This is a genomic window from Streptomyces sp. NPDC104226 (genome assembly GCF_055584085.1).
Genome location: NZ_JBVJMS010000003.1, coordinates 705,244 through 727,140 on the forward strand (window position 1 = coordinate 705,244; position 21,897 = coordinate 727,140).

Annotated in this window: 12 protein-coding genes; 6 read left to right on the forward strand and 6 right to left on the reverse strand. The window is 75.1% G+C overall.

Going from position 1 to position 21,897, the window contains the following annotated elements:
• Positions 1 to 3,438, reverse strand: a 3,438-nt coding sequence (locus ACZ60J_RS13110; RefSeq protein WP_469681390.1) for a HEAT repeat domain-containing protein, incomplete at its 3' end; no start/stop codon positions are given.
• A gap of 165 nt (positions 3,439 to 3,603) precedes the next feature.
• On the opposite strand from ACZ60J_RS13110, the gene ACZ60J_RS13115 reads away from it, so the two are divergent.
• On the forward strand, positions 3,604 to 4,887 hold the full coding sequence (locus ACZ60J_RS13115) for an NAD(P)/FAD-dependent oxidoreductase (protein ID WP_469681392.1): 1,284 nt from the start codon (positions 3,604 to 3,606) through the stop codon (positions 4,885 to 4,887).
• A 16-nt stretch (positions 4,888 to 4,903) separates the two neighbouring features.
• Here the strand turns inward: ACZ60J_RS13115 and ACZ60J_RS13120 are convergent, their stop codons facing one another.
• A complete protein-coding gene (locus ACZ60J_RS13120) occupies positions 4,904 to 6,139 on the reverse strand; it encodes a sensor histidine kinase (protein ID WP_469681394.1) in 1,236 nt (411 codons plus the stop codon).
• 364 nt (positions 6,140 to 6,503) lie between these two features.
• Here ACZ60J_RS13120 and ACZ60J_RS13125 point away from each other — a divergent pair, with 364 nt between their 5' ends.
• The 5 genes from ACZ60J_RS13125 (at position 6,504) to ACZ60J_RS13145 (ending at position 13,364) form a co-directional block, all read left to right on the forward strand.
• Positions 6,504 to 9,059 carry a protein kinase domain-containing protein gene (locus ACZ60J_RS13125; RefSeq protein WP_469681396.1) on the forward strand — a complete coding sequence of 852 codons (2,556 nt, stop codon included), beginning with the start codon at positions 6,504 to 6,506 and terminating at the stop codon, positions 9,057 to 9,059.
• 85 nt (positions 9,060 to 9,144) lie between these two features.
• Complete coding sequence (locus ACZ60J_RS13130) at positions 9,145 to 10,260, forward strand: TDT family transporter (RefSeq protein ID WP_469681398.1); 1,116 nt, start codon at positions 9,145 to 9,147, stop codon at positions 10,258 to 10,260.
• Positions 10,261 to 10,349: 89 nt separating this feature from the next.
• The gene (locus ACZ60J_RS13135) at positions 10,350 to 11,612 is read left to right on the forward strand and encodes a VWA domain-containing protein (protein WP_469681400.1); all 1,263 of its coding nucleotides are present in this window, start codon (positions 10,350 to 10,352) and stop codon (positions 11,610 to 11,612) included.
• Positions 11,612 to 12,445 (forward strand): hypothetical protein, encoded by an 834-nt coding sequence (locus ACZ60J_RS13140; RefSeq protein WP_469681402.1) that lies wholly within the window; start codon positions 11,612 to 11,614, stop codon positions 12,443 to 12,445. Before ACZ60J_RS13135 ends, ACZ60J_RS13140 begins: the two co-directional genes overlap by 1 nt.
• Positions 12,446 to 12,596: 151 nt before the next feature.
• Positions 12,597 to 13,364 (forward strand): class I SAM-dependent methyltransferase, encoded by a 768-nt coding sequence (locus tag ACZ60J_RS13145; protein WP_469681404.1) that lies wholly within the window; start codon positions 12,597 to 12,599, stop codon positions 13,362 to 13,364.
• A gap of 1 nt (position 13,365) precedes the next feature.
• On the opposite strand, the gene ACZ60J_RS13150 is transcribed toward ACZ60J_RS13145, so the two are convergent.
• The 4 genes from ACZ60J_RS13150 to ACZ60J_RS13165 all read right to left on the reverse strand — a co-directional run bounded on the left by ACZ60J_RS13150 (position 13,366) and on the right by ACZ60J_RS13165 (position 21,782).
• On the reverse strand, positions 13,366 to 17,025 hold the full coding sequence (locus tag ACZ60J_RS13150; protein ID WP_469681406.1) for an SAV_2336 N-terminal domain-related protein: 3,660 nt from the start codon (positions 17,023 to 17,025) through the stop codon (positions 13,366 to 13,368).
• Positions 17,022 to 18,137 carry an AAA family ATPase gene (locus tag ACZ60J_RS13155; protein ID WP_469681408.1) on the reverse strand — a complete coding sequence of 372 codons (1,116 nt, stop codon included), beginning with the start codon at positions 18,135 to 18,137 and terminating at the stop codon, positions 17,022 to 17,024. Before ACZ60J_RS13155 ends, ACZ60J_RS13150 begins: the two co-directional genes overlap by 4 nt.
• Before the next feature lie 124 nt (positions 18,138 to 18,261).
• A complete protein-coding gene (locus ACZ60J_RS13160) occupies positions 18,262 to 20,520 on the reverse strand; it encodes a VMAP-C domain-containing protein (RefSeq protein WP_469681410.1) in 2,259 nt (752 codons plus the stop codon).
• Positions 20,517 to 21,782, reverse strand: a complete 1,266-nt coding sequence (locus tag ACZ60J_RS13165; RefSeq protein WP_469681412.1) for a hypothetical protein — start codon at positions 21,780 to 21,782, stop codon at positions 20,517 to 20,519. Before ACZ60J_RS13165 ends, ACZ60J_RS13160 begins: the two co-directional genes overlap by 4 nt.
• Positions 21,783 to 21,897 lie beyond the last annotated feature (115 nt).

A 21,897-nucleotide genomic window follows, 5' to 3' on the forward strand; every position in this document is an offset into this window, starting at 1 on the left:
TTGGGCGCCGTCGGCCTGGCGGCAGCTTCGGCGGAACTCTTCCAGGGCGGCCGGTGTGCGCACGGCTGTCTCCAGCTCGGCGCGCCAGGCCTCGGCCTCGGCTCCGGCTCCGGCCCCGCCCCCGTCCTGAGACTCCGGTGCGCCGAACGCCTCCCGCAGCACAGCCGTCTCGGCCTGCCGCGGGCCTGCGCCCGACCGGGCTGCGTCCATGGCCTGTTCGAGGTCGGTCCGGACCAGTACCGCGCCGAGGCTCCGCAGCAGCGTCAGCGCCGACGGGCCGTCCGCGGGAGCGCGGGGCAGTGCGCGTACCGCCGCCGCGACGGCCTGCTTCTCGACAGCGGGCAGGGTGGGTGCGATCGCTCCGAGTACGGCCATGAGGCCGTGCCGGTCTTCCGCCGGGGCCTCGGCGAGCCCGTCGAGCAGGACCGCGGTGGACCGGGCGAAGGCCGCCCGTTCCCCGGCCGTCCACGGCGCGGGGCAGAGCCGGAGCGTGAGCCGCAGGACGGCAGCGCGCTCGGCGGGTTCGGCGGCGGCCAGGCGCAGCCAGTCCGGCAGCAGGTGCCGCAGCTCCCGCAGCCGGAAGGGCCGCAGCTGCTCGTGCCGCGTGCTGAGGCGCAGCGCGGTCGGGGCGTGCCAGCCCTGCGCCGCCAGCGCGTCGACGTCGCGTTCCGCTCCGGTGTCCGCCGCCGACCGGGGTGCGGCCGGGGTGATCCCGTGGCGGGCCAGGGCCGTGGACAGGTCCTCGGCCGTCCCGGAGACGAGGCCGACGCGACCGCTCGCCACCAGGGCGAGCAGGGTGGGGGCGACCGGTGACGCCTGCTCGTCCAGGGCGAGGACCGAGCGCACCGGCAGGGCGCCGTCGAGGCCCGCCAGCAGCAGTTCGCGGGTACGGCCGTGGTCGCTGTGCTCGGCCGCGGCGAGGACGGTCGCCGGGTACGCGTCACCGAGGACGGCGCGCAACGCCGCGACGAGGGTGCCGCGCAGGCCCGGATTGTCGTGGTGTCCAAGCCAGAAGAGCAGCGCCGGTACCGCCGTGGGCGTGCCCGCGGCGACCAGGACCTGCGCGGCGGTCTTCTTGACGTTCATGTTCGGGTGGCCGAGGCATGCGGCGATCGCGGTGGCGGCCCAGCGGGCCCGCGCGTGGCCGAGGGCGAGCAGCGCCTGCCGGACGGTCTGGACGTCCTGGGCGGTGGTGAGCGTGATCAGCGTCGCCGACAGTGCCTGCGCGTCTTCTCCGGTGGCCTCGCGGGCGAGGATCGCGATCACGTGCCCCCGCACGTGCCGGTCGCGGTGCCGCAGCAGGCGGTGCACCCGCGCGCGGGTGCGCGCGTAGGGGGCTCGGAGCAGCAGTTCGAGCAGGAGCGCCTGTTCACCGCTCGACAGTCCGGGCCGGTCCAGCAGATCGAGCGCCAGGGTCGCGACGAGGGCGTGCCCCGCCTCGTCCGGTGTCCGCGCGTCGAGCAGGCAGGCCGGCCTGACGCGTCCCCGCTCGTGGAGCCGGCGGCCCAGGCCGTGTACGGCGTCCAGGATCTGCTGGGGTACCACGGGCTCCCCGGGCTCCTGTCGGGCCGGCAACCACCACTGCTCCGCGGCCGGCGCTCCGGCCTGGTGTACGGCGTCGCGGAGCGGGGCGGCTGCGCCCGGTTCCCGGGCCGCCGCCACGTCGGCCACCACCCGCAGCAGCAGGTCCGCGATGACCGGCAGCGTCCCCGCGCCGCCGTGTGCGGCGAGTCGGCACAAGGCGGCCACCGGCTGGTCCGGGTCCAGATGGGAACTCAGGAGGGCCAGTTCCCGCTCGTCCGGCCCGCCGAGGTCCGCGGCGATGCGGGTCGGCAGATCGACGGGATCGAGGCGGACGAGGAGGGCGCGGCGCCCTGACGGATCGTCCGTCAGGTGCCACAGCACCTCCAGCGCGCGGTGGCGTACGGCGCGGAGATGCGGGGCGATCTCTCCCGCGCCGCCCTCCACGTCCTCCTCGGCGCCTTCCCCCGCGCCCTCCTCAGCGCCTTCCCTCGCGCCTTCCCTCGCGCCTTCTCTCGCTCCTTCCGTCGCGCCGAGCCCGAGCCCTTCCTGCAGCGCCGCCGTCGTCCGGTGCCCGCCGATGGCCTCCAGGGTCTCCAGGGCCGCTGCGGGCGCCGCGGGAAGGAGGGCGATCACGGCGTCTTCGGCATCCGCGTGGCGCAGCGCGCGGAGGGCGTCGAGGAACGGCCCCGGCGCGGGAGCCGAGGGGAGGAGCCGGGTGACGGCGTCCCCGATCTCCAGGTCCGGCGCCCCCTGTCCGGCCAGGGCGACCAGCAGGGCGAGTCGGCGCGGCCAGCTCGGGTCGCCCGCGGCCGCGTCGGCCAGGACGCGGAGCGTCTCGTGGCGGCAGGTGAACAGGATCGTCGCGACCTCGCCGGGCGGAATCGAGTGATCGGCCAGCGCCAGGCCGATGACGGACGGGACGTGCGCGGCGTCCGGGAAGTGCCCGCGCCGGTGGAGCCCGCGCAGGCAGGTCACGGCGGGTGCTCCGAACAGCAGCGGGTCCCGTGCCGCGATCGCGGTCAGTTCGCCGATGTCGCCCCGGTCCGCCAGGTCGCCGATGCGTTCCATCGCGCGCCGGCGAAGGCCCGGCGGCAGCTCCGGATCGTCGATGACCTGCCGGAGCAGGCCGCGGTGTCCGTGGTGGGCCGCGGCGGTGAGTGCGGCATCGGCGGTCCCGGGCCGTGTGCTCGCCGATGCGGCGGCGAGGAAGGGCGACAGCCGCCCCGCCTGCAGGGGCTCCAACGCCGCCCAGGGCTCGGCGAGTTCCCTCAGCGCGGCCGCGACGACGGCCGGGCTGCCGCTGCCGAGCAGCCCGATCACGTGGGCGCGTACCCGTACGGGGGCCAGCAGGCCGGCGTGCAGTGCCTGCCGGGCCAGCCGAAGCCCCTCCTCCTCCATCACCGGGTCGCCGCTGCCCACCAGTTCGTCCACGAGCCGCCCGGGCCGGTGCGCCCCGGTGGCGGTCGTCTCCCGCAGGGCCTGGTAGAGCAGTTCGCCCCGGGGCTCCTTCCGGATCACCGCGGGCTCGTTCAGGATCTCGGCGCGCAGCCAGGCGATCCGTACCCGTACCGGCAGCCCGGCCGTACGCCACGACGGCCGGTGGTGGCCCCGGAGGTACGGGCCGAGCCGTTCGTGGAGCCGTGCCAGGAGGAGCGCCTCCTCCGGCGTGCCCTCCGGCGACACCGGGAGCAGGCCCGCGAGCTCGGCCATCTCGCGCTCGTCGCCGGTCCGGCCCGAGGTGACGCGCTCGGCGAGCAGGGTCAGCCCGAGGTGACGCAGCCGGGAGTCCTCGTGCCGGACGAGGAGTTCGAAGGCGGCCGGCGGGCAGACCTGTGGGTCGAGGTGGCGGGCCGGCCAGTCGAGGTCGCCTCGACGCACGGCGTCCTGGAGGGGCTTGTCTGCCGGCATCGTCATCTTCGGATGCTAACCGGGACGTTCCCGGCGCCACCACCGCGTTTGCGTCCGCGCCTCCGGACCGGCGCGATCTTGACAAGACTTCATGAGCATGACACCAGTGGGTGCTGCACCACTCCCACCTCCCCGTCAGCGGCACCACACCCCGAAGGGGGCGATCAGCGCATGCCCAGGCCTGAGAGCGCGGAACACGACTACGACGTCGTCATCAGCGGAGCCGGCCTCGCCGGCAGCGCCGCGGCGATGCTGCTCGCCCGGCGCGGCGTCCGCGTCGCGCTGCTGGAACGGCGCTCGGACCCCGAGGCGTACAAGGTGCTGTGCACCCACTCCATCACGGCCAACGCCTACCCGGTCCTGGACGAGCTCGGCCTCGTCCCCGCCCTGGAGAAGGCGGGAGCCGTGCACAACGAAGCGCGCTGGTACACGCGTTGGGGGTGGATCGAGCCGAAGCCCGCGCCGGGCGGACCCCCGCTGCCGTTCGCGTACAACGTCCGCCGCAGCACCCTCGACCCGTTGATCAGGTCCCGTGCCGCGCAGACCCCGGGCGTCGATCTGCTCCTCGGCCACCAGGTCACCGGAGTGGTCCGGGAAGGCGGCCGGACCGTGGGGGTGCACGCCTCGACGCCGCAGGGCGAGCGCGAGATCCGGGCCCGGCTGGTGGTCGGCGCCGACGGCAAGGACTCGGCCGTGGCCAAGCACGCCGGGATGCGCACCTGGACGCATCCGAACAACCGCTTCGGCTACCTCGCCCACTTCCGCAACCTGCCGCTGCGCGACGGCATCGGTCAGACCTGGTTCCTCGAACCCGACATGGCCTACGCGTTCCCGAACGACGACGGTGTGACCGTCCTCGCGGTGCTCCCTGACAAGAAGCGGCTGCCGGAGTTCCGCGAGGACCTGGAGGGCAGCTTCGCCGCCTTCGTCCGCGCCCTGCCCGACGCACCGGCGATCGACTCCGCCGAGCGGGTCTCGAAGATCATCGGTACGGTCGACTACCCGCTCCACCTGCGCAAGCCCACGGCACCGGGCCTCGCCCTGATCGGCGACGCCGCCCTGACCGGCGACCCCCTGTGGGGGGTGGGATGCGGGTGGGCCCTGGAGTCCGCGCGCTGGCTGGCGGAGGCGGTCGCCCCTGCCGCGGCCGGCCGGGGCGACCTCGGCAGGTCGCTCAAGCGGTACGCGGGCAAGCACCAGCGCACCCTGCGCGGTCACCAGGCGCTGGCGATCGACTTCGCCAAGTCCCGTCCGTTCAACGCCGGGGAGGAGCTGGTGTTCGCGGCGGCGGCGCGCGACGCGGCCATGGCGCGGCACATGCACCTGTTCGCGTCCCGGCTGATCGGCCCGGTGCGCTTCCTGAATCCCGTGGTCCTGGCCAAGGCCTCGCTCATCAACATCAGACACCGCTGGGCGGATCAGCCGGGAGCGGATCAGCCGGGGCCCGTGGGGTAACCCGTACCGGCCGAGGTCAACCCGGCCCGTCCGCACCCTGGTCGCGGCCGGGCAGCAGGACGCGGACCGTGAGACCGCCGCCCTCGCGGGGCGTCGCCACGATCTCGCCGTGGTGCGTGTCGCCGATCGCCCGGACCACGGCGAGCCCGAGCCCGAATCCGCTGCCCCGCTCCCGGCCCTGGTGGAACGGCGCGAACAGGGCGGGCACCTCTTCCGGCGGCAGGACCGGGCCGGTGTTGGAGACCTCCAGGAACATCCGGTCGCCCGCCGTGCCGGTCGCGATCACGGCGGTGCCGCCGGGGTGGTTGTGGCGCACCGCGTTGGCCAGCAGGTTGAGCGCGACCTGCCGGAGCAGCGCGGGGTCCCCGTCCACCGGCGCGTCCGCCGCGTCGAGCGTGACCCGGACCCCCGCCGTACGGGCCTCCTCGGCCAGGTCGTGCGCGGCGGCCCGGGCGGTGTCCGCCAGATCCACCGGACGCAGCGCCAGTGCGGCGCTCTCCGCACGCGCCAGGGTCAGCAGGGCCGCGATCAGCCGCTCGATCCGCACGTTGGCGTCCAGCGCGCGCAGGACGGCGGGGCGCAGGTCGTCCGGGACCCGTCCCTGGGCCAGGGGGATCTCCAGTGCGGTGCGCAGGACGGTCAGCGGGGTGCGCAGCTCGTGCGAGGCGTGTGCGGTGAAGCTCCGCTGGGCCGTGAAGCTCCGGTCGAGCCGGTCGAGCATGGCGTCGAAGGTGTCCCCGAGTTCGCGGATCTCGTCGTACGGACCGGTCAGCGCGAGCCGCTCGTCCAGGCTGCTGCCGGTGCTGATCCGGCGTGCGGCCCCGGTCACCTGATGGAGCCGGAGCAGGGAGCGGTGGCTCGCCCACCAGGCGAGCAGCGCGGCGAGCGCCGTGAAGACGGTGAGCAGGAGCGCGGAGCGGGTGAGCAGGTCGCCCAGGATGGCGTTCTGGAAGTCGTCGAAGGCCTCGGCCGGGGTCACCGTGCGGGCGGCCTGTGTGGACCCGGGGGGCAGGTCGGCGGTCCCCGGGGGCACGTCGGTCACCCCCGGATCGGGGAACTGCGCCTCCGGCATTCCGGTGGACGCGATGACGATGTCCCGGTTGGCTTCGATGAGCTGGCGCGAGCTGAGCCAGTTCAGCACCAGCACCCCGCAGCCGAGCACGGCGAAGACGGCCGTGGTCACCAGGGTCAGCCGGCCGCGCAGCGGCAGGCGGCTGCGGCCGGGCCCGAGCGGGAAGCGGGACCGGGTCACGGACGGCATCCGTGGCCCGCGTCGCGGGGCTCCGGGGCCGGTTCCCGCTCGTCCTCGCCCATCAGCACCCGCATCGCGTCCCGCTCCGTTCGCCCGTGCCGCCGCTGTTCCCTCCGGGCCGACGCCGGGGACCAGCCTGCCCGCACGCCGGTTAGCCAGTGGTTAGGCGCGCGTTCGGCGCGCCCGGCCGGGCTGCCGCCGCGCGCCTGCGATGCGCGGTTCCCGCGGCCCGGCTACCGGATCGGCGGGTGAACCCGACCCGCACGACGGATCCGGGCGGGCCGGGGAGTGCCTTCGGGGTACGAGTGCGCAGGTCCGGGATAGGGTGCCGCCGACGGATGTAGTCGGTGGGGCGGGGCGGGACATGACACTGCGGGACGGCGATCCGCGGGCGATCGGCGGATATGTCCTGATCTCCCGGCTGGGTTCCGGCGGGATGGGGACGGTGTACTCGGGGCGGGCCGCTTCGGGGCGGCTCGTCGCGGTGAAACTGGTGCACCAGCAGTTCGCCGACGACCCGGAGTTCCGGACCCGGTTCCGGCAGGAGGTGGCGGCCGCCCGGCGGGTGAGCGGGGCCTTCACCGCGGCGGTGGTGGACGCCGACCCGGACGCGGAGCGGCCCTGGATGGCCACCCAACTGGTGCCGGGACGGACCTTGGGCGCCCGGGTGAAGGCGGACGGGCCGCTGCGCGGGAGCGCGCTGCGCGTTCTGGCGCTCGGGCTGGTGGAGGCGCTGCGCGAACTGCACACCACCGGGGTGATCCACCGCGATCTGAAGCCGGACAACGTCATGCTGACGGACGACGGGCCGCGGGTGATCGACTTCGGGATCTCGCGGGCGGCCGGGCAGCAGACGCTGACCTCGACCGGGCAGATCCTGGGGACTCCGCCGTACATGTCGCCGGAGCAGCTGTCGGCTCCGGCGCGGGTGCGGCCCTCCTCGGACGTGTTCTCGCTGGGATCGGTGCTGGTGTTCGCCGCGACCGGGCGGGGGCCCTTCCACGCCGAATCGCACTACATGACGGCCTACCGCGTGGTGTCGGACGCCCCGGACATCGGGGGTCTGGCCGATTCGCTACGGGCCGTGGTCGGGGCCTGCCTGGCCAAGGAGGCGGCCGTCCGCCCGGGACCGGACGAGCTGCTGGCCGTGCTCGCATCGATCCCGGCGGCCGACTGGGAGAGCCCGCTCCGCGAGCACGACAGCCCCGGCGGGGAGGCCCGTAAGCCGCTCGGATCCGGGACCTGGACCGGCTCGCGGGCCGGCGCCGAAGGCGTCGGAGGCGATGCAGGCGTCGGAGGCGATGCAGGCGCCGAAGGCGACGCAGTGGAGCCCTGGGCCGGGGCCGACGACTCCGGCGCCCCCCACGGCTCCGGCTCCGGCACCGACTCCCGCGGCCCGGAATCGCCCGCCGTGTCCGGGGACGGATCCGAGGACACCGAGGGGGCGCTCACCCGGCAGTCCGGGCCGCCCACCGGCCCCGCCGGAGACGTGCCGGCCGGGCGTCCCCGGCGGCCTCGCAAGCCCCGCATGCCCCGCAGGCGGGCTCTCCTCGCAGCGGCGCTCGTGGCTTCGCTGCTGGCCGGCGGCGGGCTCTACCTGCGGTTCTCCCCGCCGCCCGGCAGCGCGCGGGACGACACGAAGGCCCCCGCTTCCTCCCCCGAGTCCTCGACCGGGCCCTCCGCCACCCCCGCCCCCTCCGCTCCGTCCCCCCACGGGTCCCTCGCCCCGTACGTGGCCACCGAGGGCGGCAGCCCCGGCGGCAGCCGTGCCTACGCGGACGCGCCCGCCCGGCGCCCCGCCGGGTGGCGGGCCTGGGACGGCGACAAGGACATGGGGTCCTGCGCGTACGCCGAGTCCTCCCTGGTGTGCACCGCGCCCCGCCCCGGCAAGGCCTCCGCCCTCAGCCGGTTCGACGCGGCGACGGGCAAGATGCTCTGGGGGGAACTGGTGGAAGGCCCCGTGGACGGGCAGGCGCCGATGGTGGCCCCCGGAGCGACCGCCGGAACCCACACGGTGATCGCGCTCGACCGGAGGGGGATCACCGCGGTGGACCTCGCCGACGGCGCCCCCCGCTGGGAGTACCCCACCAAGGAGATGCTGCGGCGGCCGGTGCTGGACGCGGACGGCAGCCGGATGTTCGTCGTCTCCATGTCCGGCGCGGTGACCGCGCTGGAGACCCGGTACGGGAAGGTCCTGTGGACGCAGGCCGCGTTCGGGTCGTCCGGGTCCGCCGACGGCTATCCGGCGCTGCGCGTCGACGGCGACCGGGTGTACGTGGAAGGGCGGGCCCAGGACGCCGACATGAGGTTCGAGAGCTTCGTGACGGCCCTCGACGCGGCCACGGGCAAGAAACTGCCGTTCGGGACTCCCCAGGACGGCACCCGCTTCACGATGCCCGGGATCTGCGAGACGCGCGGGCTGACGCTGGGCCGGGACGAGGGCGGGGCGACCGTCTTCCTGTGCAACAAGGAGAACGGGGCCGGCGTGCTGCGCGGTGAGCCGGCGCGCCGGCGGAGCGCGGACCTCCCGTACGCCGGCACCACGCTGTCCGGACCGGCCGTGGCCGGGGACAAGGTGTACCTGATGGCGACCGCGGCGGGCGGCGAGCCGGGGTTCATGGAACTCAACCAGGAGTCCGGCGGGGCCGTGTGGCGGATTCCGCTGGCGCAGGAGTGCACCGACCCGGAGCGCCCGGAGGCCTCGAACGCGGTGGTGGTGACCGACGGACTCGCGTACGTACGGTGCCGGACCTCGGGCGTGGTCATCGACCTGGTCTCCCGCAAGCAGACCGGCCGGTTCACCGTCCCGGGCGGCGTCCGCCCCGGAGCGGACGACGCGTTCGGCTTCCTGGTGGTGGGCGGGATCGTCTTCACCCCGACCGCCAAGGGGTGGTCCTCCGTCGAGCCCTCTCCGGTCTAGCCGGTCCAGGCCACCGGGGCACCGGGCCACCCGGCCACCGGGGCACCGACTGGTCGGGGTGAGCGGTGCGGGTCACCGTTGACACATGACCGCACCCTCCCGGACCCGCGCCGCGCTCCCCACCGTGACCGGTCCCGCGGGCTCGCGCGTGCGGCGGCTCGGCCCGAACTGGTACGCGAGCGTGATGGGCACGGCCATCGTGGCCAACGCCGGCGTGGCCCTCCCCTGGCAGTTCCCGGGCCTGCGGACGGCCTGCACGGTGGTCTGGGCCCTGTCCGCGGTGATGCTGGCGGTGCTGCTCATCACCCGGACGGTCCATTGGGCCCGCCACGGCGACCAGGCGCGCGCCCATCTGCTCGATCCGACGGTGGCGCCGTTCTACGGATGCCTCTCCATGGCCCTCCTGGCCGTGGGAGCGGGCACGCTGCTGGTCGGGAAGGACTGGATCGGCACGGGTGCGGCCGTCGCCGTGGACGCGGTGCTGTACACCGCCGGTACGGCCGTCGGGCTGCTGGTGGCCGCCGCCATCCCCTATCTGATGGCGCTGCGGCACGAGCTGAAGCCGGGCAGCGCCTCACCCGTCTGGATCCTGCCCGTGGTCGCGCCCATGGTCGCCGCCGCGCTCGGCCCCCTGCTGGTCCCGCACCTGCCGGCCGGCCAGTGGCAGCAGGCCCTCCTGCTCGGCTGCTACGCGATGTTCGGCATGAGCCTGCTGGCGACGCTCTGCCTGCTGCCCATCGTCTTCGCGCGCCTGCTGGCCGGCCCCCGGCTGCCGCTCGCCCTGACGCCCACGCTGTTCCTGGTGCTCGGCCCGCTGGGGCAGTCCACCACCGCGGCGAACAATTTCGCCGATGCCGCGCCGCAGGTGCTCCCGGCCCCCTACGCCGAGGGCTTCCGGATGCTCGCGGTGCTCTACGGGGTGCCGACGATGGGCTTCGCCCTGCTGTGGTTCGCGCTGGCGGGCGCGGTGGTCCTGCGGGCCCGGCGGCAGGGCATGGGGTTCTCGATGACCTGGTGGGCCCTCACCTTCCCCGTCGGCACCTGCGTCACCGGCGCGGAGGGGCTCGCCCGGCACACCGGGCTGACCGCGTGCGCCTGGCTCGCGGGCGGGCTCTACGTGTTCCTCGTACTGGCCTGGCTCACGGCCGGCATCCAGACGCTGCGCGGACTCCGCGCGGGAACCCTCGCCCCGGCCTCGTAACGCGTCCGAACCCACCGGCTCCCCGGCGGGAACGGGACGGAACAGGTGCTCGGTTTGGCGGGTGCGGGGAATCTCAATACGATCCGGCGATGATCACTAGAAGATGGGTGAGGGCCAGTGCGTGCGGCCTGTTCGTCACCCTCGCTGCCGGGTTGTTCCCGGCAGGTGCCGCCGCCGGGGAACCGGTGGCCAAGGAAGCGCCCAAGGTCGAGTTGGTGCTCGACGTCAGCGGCTCGATGCGCGCACAGGACATCGACGGGCAGACCCGGATGTCCGCCGCGAAACAGGCGTTCAACGAGGTACTGGACGCGGTACCCGACGAAGTGCAGCTCGGCATACGGACCTTGGGAGCCAACTATCCCGGCCCCGACAAGGCCCTCGGCTGCAAGGACACCAAGCAGCTCTATCCGGTGGGCCCGTTGGACCGGACCGAGGCCAAGACGGCGGTCGCCACGCTGGCCCCCACCGGGTGGACGCCCATCGGGCCGGCGCTGCTCGGAGCCGCCGAGGACCTGAAGGGCGGCGACGCCACCCGGCGGATCGTGCTCATCACCGACGGCGAGGACACCTGCGCCCCGCTCGACCCCTGCGAAGTGGCCCGGGACATCGCGGCCAAGGGGATCCACCTGGTCATCGACACGCTCGGGCTCGTCCCCGACGCGAAGACCCGCGACCAGCTGATCTGCATCGCCGAGGCCACCGGAGGTACGTACACCTCCGTCCAGCACACGGCCGAACTCTCGGGCAGAGTGAGGCAGTTGGTCGGTCGCGCGGCCACTCCCGTGGTCAACCCGGTGGCCACCGAAGGCGCCAAGCAGTGCACGGGAGCACCGGAGTTGAAGCCCGGTCTCTACAGCGACCGCGAAAGCTTCGGAGAGCACCGCTGGTACCGGGTCTCCGTGGCGCCCGGCAAGGAACTGCGGGCCTCGGTCAGCATCGGCGCCGACCGCGCGGTGAACAACGACTACGGCGTGCTGCTGCGCGCCACGACGCTGAGCGGCCGGGAGATCGTACGCGGCCAGGAAGCCGGTGACGGGCGGACCGACCTGATCTCGTCCGGGCTGCGCTATCCCAAGGCGGGAAGCTCCGACGACGAGGAGCCGGCCGAGACGGTCTGCCTCCAGGTCAGCAACTCCTTCTCGGCGCCCGCCACGGTCAAGACCACCCCGGGCATGCCGGTCGAGCTGACCATCGACGTGGTGGACGGCCCGGACACGGCCTCCGACGTGGCCTCCTTCGGCCTCGGGCGCGGCTGGTGGCTGCTCGGCGTACTGGCGCTCACCGGCCTCCTCGCCGGACTGGTGTGGGGCTGGGTCTCCCGCTGGCGTATCGCGGTCTGGAGGACCAACTGATGAGTGCCCTGAGACGTGAACGAACCGATGCCCCGTCCACCGGGCCGGCCGGTCCTCGCGGACGACGCGCGCACCGCGTGCGCCGCGTGCTGACCGCCGCCCTGCTCGTGGGCGGCGGCCTGTTCGGGGTGGCGGCCTCGCCGTCGCCCGGCCCGAGCGGCGGCGCGGAGGGTCCGACCGAAGCCGGCACGGCCTTCCGTACCGCCACCCCGCTCCGGTTGGACGAGGGAGCCACGGCCGACGCCTCCACCGGCGACTACCTCTACTGGGTGCTCCCCCTGGACTCGGGACAGCGCGCCACCGTGCGCGCCGCGGTCACCCTGCCCGCCGCGGCCGGCCGGCACTCCGCCTCCACGTGGCAGCTCGACGTGTACGACGGCCTGCGCCGCCGCCAGCCCTGCATGTACGGCACGCAGACCGGTACGGCCGCCAAGGACGCGGCGACCGTCGACCTGTCCTGCACCCTGCGTCCGGTCCGATCGGGCGCCGACCAGTGGGCCAACGACCCGCTGCCCGGCGCCTATTACCTCCGGCTCACGGTCACCGACCTCGCGCCGGAGGACCTCGGCCAGCCGGTACGGGCCCGCGTGCGGGCCGAGGCCCAGGACGTCGGCGGCGCCTACGCGGCCGACAACGCCCTGGCCGCGCCGCTCGTCCCCGGCGCCGGTACGGCGTCCGGCATCGCACCGGCCGACGGCTGGTCGGGCACCTGGTGGTCGGACCGCTGGCTCTGGACGGCGGCCGGCGGTGTGCTCGCCGCCCTCGCGGGCATCGGCGGCTACCGCCTGACCCGCGGCACCGGCCGCCCGGCACGGGTCCCGCCCACCGCCTGACCCCCTGCCCCCGGCAACCCGGGTGCGACCCGGGTGCGGGACCTCCGGGCCCCGCACCCGGGAATCCGCGCAGCATCCACACGCCGGAGCCGTTCCCTCCCCCCGCGACCGCCGAGATGATGCGCCCCACGTACACATCGGGGGGCGGCACATGGACGACGGTGAAGCGGCGCGGGGCGACCAGTACGACGACGAGTCGGAGGACTACGTCGCCTACTGGCAGGGGCGCGACTACGAGCACGCCGCGGAGCTGGCCGCGGTCAGACGTCTGATCGGCGACAGCCGGTACGGACTCGTCTGCGAAGTGGGCGGCGGGTTCGGGCGGTTGAGCCCGGTCCTCAAGGAGTACGCGGACCGGGTCATGATGTTCGACCCGAGCACCAAGCACGTGGCCATCGCCGGACGGCTGCTGGCCGGTCTGCCCGGGATCACGGCCCACCACATGCGCCCCGGGCACCTTCCGCTGGACGACGGATCGGCCGATCTCGTCTCCATGATCCGCGTCATGCACCACCTCCCCGACCCCGGCCCGACGCTGCGTGAGATGGCCCGCGTACTGAAGCCGGGCGGCCGCGCCCTGATCGAGGTGGCCAACTCCGCGCACATGCTGAACAAGCTGCGCTACGCGAAGCGGCTGCGCGGCATCCCGCGCGCTCCCGTGGACATCCGCTCCGCCGAGAAGGCCGCCGAGGGCGGCATTCCCTTCGTCAACCACCATCCCGACACCGTGGTACGACAGTTCGCGGACGCCGGGCTGCGCGTCGAGGACAAGCTGTCGGTGTCCAACATGCGCAGCGGCCGGCTGAAGCGCAGCGTGGGCGAGGACCGCCTGCTGGCGGTCGAGCAGCGCATCCAGAGCCCGCTGGCCGCCCTCAACTTCGGGCCCAGCCTGTTCTTCCTGCTCCGGCGGAGCGGGTAGCTCAGGGCCCGGCCGGCCCGGCCCCTCCGGCGCCGCCCAGCGTGAACGTCGCGGCCCCCGACGACGGCAGGAGACGCCGCCAGGCGTCGGGGAGCCCCGAGGGGTCGGTGAAGGTCGCGTTCATGAACTCCCCGTGGTCCGCGAAGTCGGCCTCGGCGAAGGTCGCCCGGTCCGCGAAGAACGTGCCCTTGAACAAGGTCAGTCCGGCAAAGGTCGCTTGATCGAAGGAGACCGGGCCCTCGAAGCGGACCTGATCGAACACCGCGGCGGATCCCCACACGGTGGACTCGAAGGTGGCGGGCCCCTGGAAGGTGCTTCCCCTCCAGTCGCCGTGGCCGTGGAAGACCGCGCGTCCGAGCTCGGCGGCCCCCCGCACCCGCATCCGGCCCATCCGTGCCCTGTCCCACACCTCGGCCCGGGTCATGTCGAGACCTTCGGCGAACACGGCCTCCGCGAATCCGGCATTGCCCCCGAAGTCCGCCCTGACGAACCTCGCTTCGCGGTCGAACAGGGCCGCGTCGAAGGTCGCCCCACGCCGGAAGTCGGTCCGGCCGAAGGACGCACTCCCCTTGAAGTGCACCGTGTCGAAGGCCGCCCCGCCTTCGAAGACGGCCCGGTCGAAGCAGGCGCGCTCCTCGAACTCGCCTCCCGGCAGGGACCAGTCGTCGACGAAGCGTGCCCGGTCGAACCGCGCGGCCCCCATCCGCACGTGGCCCGTCTCCGGGTCGCGCAGCACGGACAGCAGCCGTTCGAGCAGGCCGTCGGCGAAGGTGGTGCCCCGCATGTCCACCCGCGAGCCGGGAGCCATCAGCGCGAGGTACCTCGCCCGGTCCGGCTCCGTCACGTGGGCCAGGCAGAGCGGGCGGCCCGGCAGGCGGATGCCGGTGCACCCGGCCGGATCTCCCGGGCTCCCGTACCGGCACCGCGACCAGCCGATGGCCGGGTCGCCGGTGATCAGTTCCACGTCGCGCAGCAGCCGCCCCGCCTGTGCCGCGTCGTCGAGCAGGATCCACGCGCGCCCGTGGGGGCCGGTCTCCGGTCCCGGCTCCGCAGGCTCGACCGTGAGGGCTCCCAGCGTGGTGACGTCGAGGAGCGACGGGCCCGTCACGGGGATGATCGCCCCCCGCGGACGGGCCGCGTTCAGCCGCTCGCCGAGCGCCTCGGTGCGGACCAGGTGCAGGGCCTCCTCCACCGCCGGTCCGTGCGCTCCTTCCTCGTCGAACCAGAACTCCCCTCTGGCCAGCGCCACTCCCAGCGAGATCTCCCGCGCGCCGGAGCCGGCCCGGAGCCGGGACATGGCCGCGGGCAGTTCGGACAGCACCGTCCCCGCTTTCCCGAGGGCTCCGGGATCGGCCATCGGGAGGATCACGACCCCGTCCTCCAGCGCGGACAGGGGCCCGAGCACCTCGCCGTCCCTCCTCGCCAGTTCGAGGAGCTCGAAGATCTCCGGCCCCATGGCCCCGGCGGGCCGAACGGCCATGCAGACGCCGGAGATCTCGTTCCCGGCGTCTGCGTACGCCGCCACGGCGTCGCCGAATCCGGGCTGATCGAACAGCGCCTGACCGGTCAGGAACACCATCCGGTCCGGCAGCACCGTGTGCACGATGCCCGCCAGCAGACCGTCCTGGGAGACCGGGGAGCCGACGTAGAGGGTCCAGGCCTCCGGCTCGGCGGACAGCCGGACGATCTCCCCGTTGCGCTCCCCCGGGTACGAGACGGCCTCGCCGGTCAGCGCCACCGCCTCGCCCTGGTCGGTCGTGCCGTCCACGACGAGGTGCCCCCTCGGGGTCGCCCAGGCCGGCTCCGTCCCGTCCGCCGGGTCCACGAGGTCCACGTCGGAGACGAGCAGGAGCGCCTGGGGGGCCGCACCGTCCCCCCAGGCCTGGCGGCACAGGACCTCCCGGCCTCCGGCCCTGACCCAGGCGAAGACGTCCGTGCGCGGGGTGGGGGACGCCCCGTCGACCGTCAGGACCAGTCGGGGCGACAGCAGCAGGCCCACGGCCTGTGGCTCGGCGTGGGGCTCGAAGCGGACCCGGACCACCCGGCCGGCCAGGCCCGACACCGGTCCCGTGGCCTGGGCGAACGGCATGGCCCCCGGCGCCAGTTCGCGGCGCCCTCCGCCCCCGGGCCCGCGGCGGATCGCCGTGAAGTCGGGGCCGGTGCCGCGGTTGCGGGACATGTACTCCCCGACGCGCCGCCGGACCAGCTCCCGTACCGCGGCCACGTCACCGCGCAGCTGCGACCCGAGCAGGGCCTCCCGTACCCCCGGCAGGAACTCGAACTCGACCGCGTCGGCTGCCTGTTCGCCGTCCCACGGGGCGAGCAGTCCGCCCAGGGCCACCTCCGCGAGGTGCCCGTGCTCGGAGTCCCGCAGCAGGGAGCGGCGTACGAGGGTCATCACGGGCAGCGTGAGCGGTACGGCGGCCAGGTGGTCGGCGAGGCGCTGGGCGGTCGGGGAGGCGCTCGCACGGAAGCGCTCCACCGCCTCCAGGGGGTCCTGGAGGAACTTCGAGACTCCCGACGGCGTCCCGTACGGGGCTTCGCGCGCGGGTTCCGCGTCGAGGCGCAGGCAGGCGAGGCGCCGCCAGCGGCCGTCGCCGGACACCACCCGCACCAGCCGGGCCAGGCTCCCGGAGGCGATGCCGACGACCGGGATCACCGCCCCGCCGCCGCGCGCCCGCCGGGTCATCGGGACCCGCTGCCAGGAGCGGGTGGCCGCCGCGGGCCGGTCGGCGCGGACGGCGAAGGGGACCGGCCGGACCGCCCCGCGCGTCCAGAGCCGCTCGGGCAGGACGTTGAGCACGGCCACGGCGTTGTGCGCCGACCACTGCCGCAGGACACCGCGCAGCGGGTCCTCGCGCCAGCCGCCGGCGACCGTGTCGGAGAGCACCAGGATCAGGCGCCGGCCGGCCGGGTCGACCAGCTCCAGGGGGTTGCGGGGCGGGCTGTCGCGATGGTGCGCGACCATGGGCACGCCGCCGGGGCCGGTGCCCGTGAGCCGCCAGGTCCGTACGTCGCGGAAGACCCCGCTGCGGGTGAGGAGCCCGCGGACCTCCTCCACCAGGTCGGACCAGAGCAGCATCGAGGGGTGGGCGTCGACGACCAGGGCCACGTCCAGCCAGCGGCTCTCGGCGGGGCGCAGGACCGGGGTGAGCACCATCCGCTCGATGCTGCGCTCGACGGTGAGCTGTTCGTCCAGCTCCTCCCCCGGGCCGCCGATGCTGCGGCGGCCGATCGGGCGCAGGGCGCGCATCAGGGCGAGCGGGTCGTCCAGGGTGGCGGCGCGCGGCAGCCGCACCGCGGTGCCCCGTCGCGGCAGAGCCTGCGCGGCTGCGGGGCCGGGGGTGCCGGCGGGGGTGGCGCCTCCGGCGGCCCGGCCGGCGGCGGGCACAGGAGCGGCGCCGGCCGCCGGGAAGTACTGGACGCCCGGTTCGCCGGCGCCGCTCCCACCGCCGCCGCGTTCCGAGACGGGTAACTCCGGCCCATCGGGGGCCGGTTCGGGCTCTGCCGGCAGCGGCAGCTGCGGGGGCTCGCCGCGGGCGGCCGCGTCCACCCGGGTCGCGAGCCAGAGGATGTCGGCGATCTCCTCCGCCCCGAGCCCGGGGCGCGGGCCGTTGTCCTCGGCGCCTTCGGCCAGGGCGGCGAGGAGCTTCTCGATCACGCGGAGGGCCCGGTGAGGTGGTGCATGACGGTGTCGAGGAAGCGCTCGCGGTCCCCGGGCGCGGACCAGGCGCCGGCCAGGCGCAGTTGGATGGCGTTGAGGAGCTGGTCGGTGGCAAGGTCGCCGTCCTCGGCGCGCTCCAGGAAGCTCTGGACCAGATCCCGGTACTCGTCGCTGTTCTCGATGTCGACGCCGAGCCGGCCGCGCACGATGCGGGCGAGCTTGTCGGGGTCCGGCGGGTCCAGGTGGAGGCGGACGCAGCGGCGCAGGAAGGCGGGCGGGAAGTCGCGTTCGCCGTTGCTGGTGAGGACGACGATGGGGAAGTACCGGCACTGGACGCGGCCTTGGGAGATCCGGACGGCCTCCTCCGTGTCGTCGTCGGTGCCGATGGCGACGGTGGGGGCCTCCTTGGCGAGCCGGGCGAGCTCGGGGATGACGAAGCCGCCGTCCTCGAAGACGGTGAGGAGGTCCCCGGGGAGGTCGATGTCGCTCTTGTCGATCTCGTCCACGAGCAGGACGCGGGGGCGGTCCTGGGGCAGCAGGGCGGTGCCGAGGGGGCCGAGCCGCAGGTAGCGGGCGATGGAGGGACCACCCTCCGCGGTGGAGGCGGCGGAGGCGGGGTCGGCGGCAGAGGCGGTGGCCGCCAGGGCGCGGGCCGCGGGCGGCTCGGCGCCGGGCGTGCGCAGCTGCTCCAGCCCCGCCTCCTGGAGCCGGCCGATGGCGTCGTACAGGTAGAGGCCGTCGCGCAGGACGGTCCGGCTGGTGACCGGCCAGTGCAGTACGGGGCCGAGGCCCAGGTCGGCGGCGATGCTGGAGGCGAGCGTGGACTTGCCGACGCCCGGCTTGCCGGTGATCAGGAGCGGCCGCCGCAGGTGCAGGGCCGTGTTGACCACGTCCTTCTCCAACTCGTCGGGCACGTAGCCCTCGCCGCGCCGCCAGGTCCGCTCCCAGGCCGGCCCCTCGCAGCCGGGGGGCGCGTACCCGGGATCGGGGACGCCTTCGAAGTCCCGCCAGGGCGGTGGCGGTCCGGCCTCCAGCCTGGCCCGGCGCTCGGCGGCCTCGCCGGTCCCTTGGTACAGCCACCAGTCCTTCACCACGGCCTCTGCCTCCATCGTCGGTATCACGGTCCGTCGCTGCGAGCGGTCATCGGGATCTGTGCGGAAGCCGGCCCCGGACGCGGGGCCGGAGTCGGAGTCGGAGTCGGGGCGGGCATCGGTGTGGGTGTCGGCATCGGGTTCAAGCCAGGGACCGGAGGATGAGGGTGTCGTCGGGATCGTCCCACAGGAGGACCAACCGGTCTCCCCCCGGAGGCTGTCGGCGATAGGCGGCAGGGGTGCCCGCGCCCGCGACGGCTGCCGCCAGGCGCACCGCGCGTACGCGGGCGGGCAGTGCGAGCACGTCGAGCGTGCCGGGGTCGGGCGGCCGCCCGTCCTCGCCGGCCGGCGCCAGCAGCGCGAGCAGATCACCCGCGAACCCGTCCGGGCGGACACCCCCGGCCGCGCCCGCACTTCCGGCACCACCGGCACCACCGGCACTTCCGGCACTCTCGGCACTCCCCGGACCACCCGCACTTCCGGCACCCTCGGCACTCCCCCGGCCACCGGCACTCCCCGCACCCCCGGCCCCGCCAGTACCCCCCGCGCCCCCCGCCCGGCCCGGCCGTGGTGGGGTCGGGGGGCGGTGCCAGAGGGCCACCGGGATGCCGCCCTCGAGGACGGCCTCCACCACCGCCGAGGTCCGCGCCCCGGTCCGGGTGTGGGCCAGTACGCAGGCGGGTGCCGATCCCGCGCCCAGTTCCATGCCGAGCCCGTCGCCCGCGTCGGCGTCGGCCACCACCCGGACCGCGTCCGGATGCCGGCCGCCCTGGGCCCAGAGCCACCGCCATTTGCCGCGCCATTCCGCGCCGGTGTCCTCCCGTTCCTGCGGGCAGCGCACCACCACCTGGTAGACCACGCCCAGGGGCCGGGTCCGCCCGCCCGGGCCGCGCGGGACCTGCCACTGGTCGAAGTCGAGGTCCAGGAGCTCGTACGGCACGTGGAACTCGATCCGCTCCACCGCGCCGGACAGCCGCCCGGCCTCCGCGTCGGCGCCCCACGCCCGGGCCACCGCCCCGAGTTGCCGTACGAGTGCGTCCCGTACCGCGTCGAGCCGGACCGGCTCCCCCTCCGATTCCCAGATGTGCTCGGTCGCCTCCCGGCGCAGCCACATCCGGGCGTGGAAGCCGTCCTCCCCGCCCGGCGGCGTCTCCAGCCGTACGTGCAGGGCGGTCTGGCGCGCGGCCGGGGGCGGGGGCGGCAGCGCGGGCAGGCCGAGGCGTTCGCGGGTGGCGCGCACCCAGTCGCGCACCCGGGCGGCCCACCGCTCGTCGCCCGCCGCGCCCTGCTCCGCGAGGAACCGTACGAAGGGCACCGCGAGCGGCATCCCGTCCGGGCCGCCGTGGCGTTCGTCCAGGTCCTGGGCGACCTCCAGCAGGCTGTCGGCGGGCAGCCCGCCCCGGGCGGGGGCGGCGCAGCCGGCGGCCTTGAAGGCCCACAGGTACGCCTCGTAGGCGCAGCGCGGCAGGTCGCGGCCCTCGAAGAGCTCGCCGAGCCCGTCCCAGGCGCTCTGGTCGAGGCGGCCGGCGCGCGGCGGCGCCAGCCCGGGGACGTCGTCGTCGAGGAAGGAGGAGGCGTCCCAGTTCCGGTCCACGACGAACTGCGGGAGCTGCCAGCCCTCGCCGCGGGCGCGCAGGCCGAGGAAGGTCCGGTGGATGGAGCGGGCGGTGTCGGCGAGACCGGTGACGGCCTCGTGCACCGGGCGTTCGCCGAGTTCGGCGAGGAGTTCCTCGGTGAAGCGGCCGGCGCCGCGTTCGGCGTCGTTCTTCGCGGCCTCGCCCTCGCGGGAGGCGTACAGCCGGAACTGGCGGCGCCCCGGCACGGTGGCGCCGCCGCCGTAGTCGTTGGCCCCGAAGTTCCACCGGGCCTCGCGGGGTGCGTCGACCCGGCAGGCGTCCACCAGGGCGGCCTGGTAGCGGAAGGCTTGGCGCCTGACGAGGCTGGTGCGCCACCAGCGCAGTGCGGAGTCGAGGTTGAGGTGGCGGATCTGGCCGGTCCGGGCGTCCGCGGAGGGCAGCATCAGGTCACCGCGGTGCGGTTCGGTGTAGCCGTGTCCGGCCCAGAAGATGACGAGCACGTCGCCGTCGCACGCGGGGAGTTCCTCGAACAGCACCGATTTCGTGTTCGCCTCGGTCGCCGGGCGGTGCGTGTCGCGCAGGGCCTCCAGGCCGGCGGAGGCCGACCAGTCGAGGGAGTCCGGGTCGTCGAGCGGGGACAGCAACAGCCGTACGTGGCCCGGCGGCACGCCCCCCGGACCGGTGAGCCAGCGGGCGAACCGCAGGGCGTCGCGGGCCGGGCCGCGCAGGTTCCAGTGGCGGCTGATCTCGTACGTCTCGACCCCGGCGACGAGCGCGAAGGTGCGCGGCCCCAGCTCGGAGGGCAGCGGGTCGAGGGGGTTCACCCGATCTCCGCTTCGGCCACCGCCCGTTCGATGCGTGCGTAGAGCGCGTCCTGTTTCCAGTAGGCGCTGTGGCAGGCGGGGAAGGGCTGGCGGCTGCCGATCTCCTGGTCGCTGACGCGCGGGTCGCCGGGGAAGACGGGCTCGGCGAGGTACGAGAGGACGTCCTGGCGGTCGTAGACGTTGAGCCAGCGCGGGAAGGCGTACGGGAGCCTGGTGCCCGGAACGACCCCGGCCAGGGCGCCGAGTTCGTGGAGGAAGGGGGCCTGGGAGCCGACGGTGACGAGCAGTTCGACCCCGGGCACCGGCTCGCCGCGGGCGGCCGCGAGGGCGAGGAGGTCCACCAGGGCGATGCCGCCGAGGCTGTGGCCGATGAGGACGGTCGGCCCGGGCTCGGCGGTGATCCGCTCGTGCAGGAACGCGCGGAGGTCGGCGCCCCGGGCCTGGTAGCGCAGGATGTCGCCGAGGGCGGGGGTGGCCCCGACGGTGAGGGAGCCGCGCCAGGCGTTGAGCAGGGGCTGGGTGGTGACGCGCAGCGCGAGTCGGCCGAGGACGGCGGCGGCGCGGGCGCCGGGGAACCTGGCGTCGCCGCCGAGGCGGGCGGTGATCAGCTCGACCAGGCGGTCGCGTTCGGCTCCGGTGCAGTCGGCCTCGGCTCCTGCCGAGGCGAGTGCGGCGGCGGTCACCGCGCGGGCCAGGGTCTTGGCCAGCTCGCGGGCCTGCGCCTCGTCGGCGGCCCGCTCCCCGGCGCGGGCGGCTTCGGCGGAACGGGAGACGCTGTCCAGGGCGGCGGGAAATCCGGCGGCGAGGCCGGTGCCGAGCAGCAGGGCGGCCTGTTCGCTGCCGTCGGGGCCCCCGGTGACCGCGCCGAGCAGCTCCAGCACGCGGTCGCCCGCGGACTGCACGCCGGGCATGGCGAACGCGTCCCCGTCGGGGTCGTCGTCGAAGTCGTCATCGGGGTGGCCGCCGGCCGCGGTGTCCCAGCCGGCTTCCGCCAGGACCCGCAGTTCGCAGAGCGGGTCGGCGATCAGCAGCCCCCACTCGGCGATCTCCTCCTCGTGGGGCCCGGGGAGCGTGCCGGGGGCGCCCAGTCCGGGCACCGAACGCCCGTCGGCGCCGAGGGTGGCCCCGTACCGCTCCCCCCAGAAGCACGAGTCGACGGCCGCCCCGGGGAACCGGGCGGTCAGCCGGTCCCGGACCAGGGCGAAGAGCGTGTCGTGCCGCTCGCGCCGCACCCCCGTGCCGTGCACAAACAGAAATCGCATCGCGGTTCCGCCCCCCTCGCACCGTCGCCCCCGCTCGGCACGATAGCGCCGCGCGGCGAACGGGGCCCTCGGAACGTCGAGTTCGAAGGGGCCGGGGCGCACGCCCTCGGCTGCT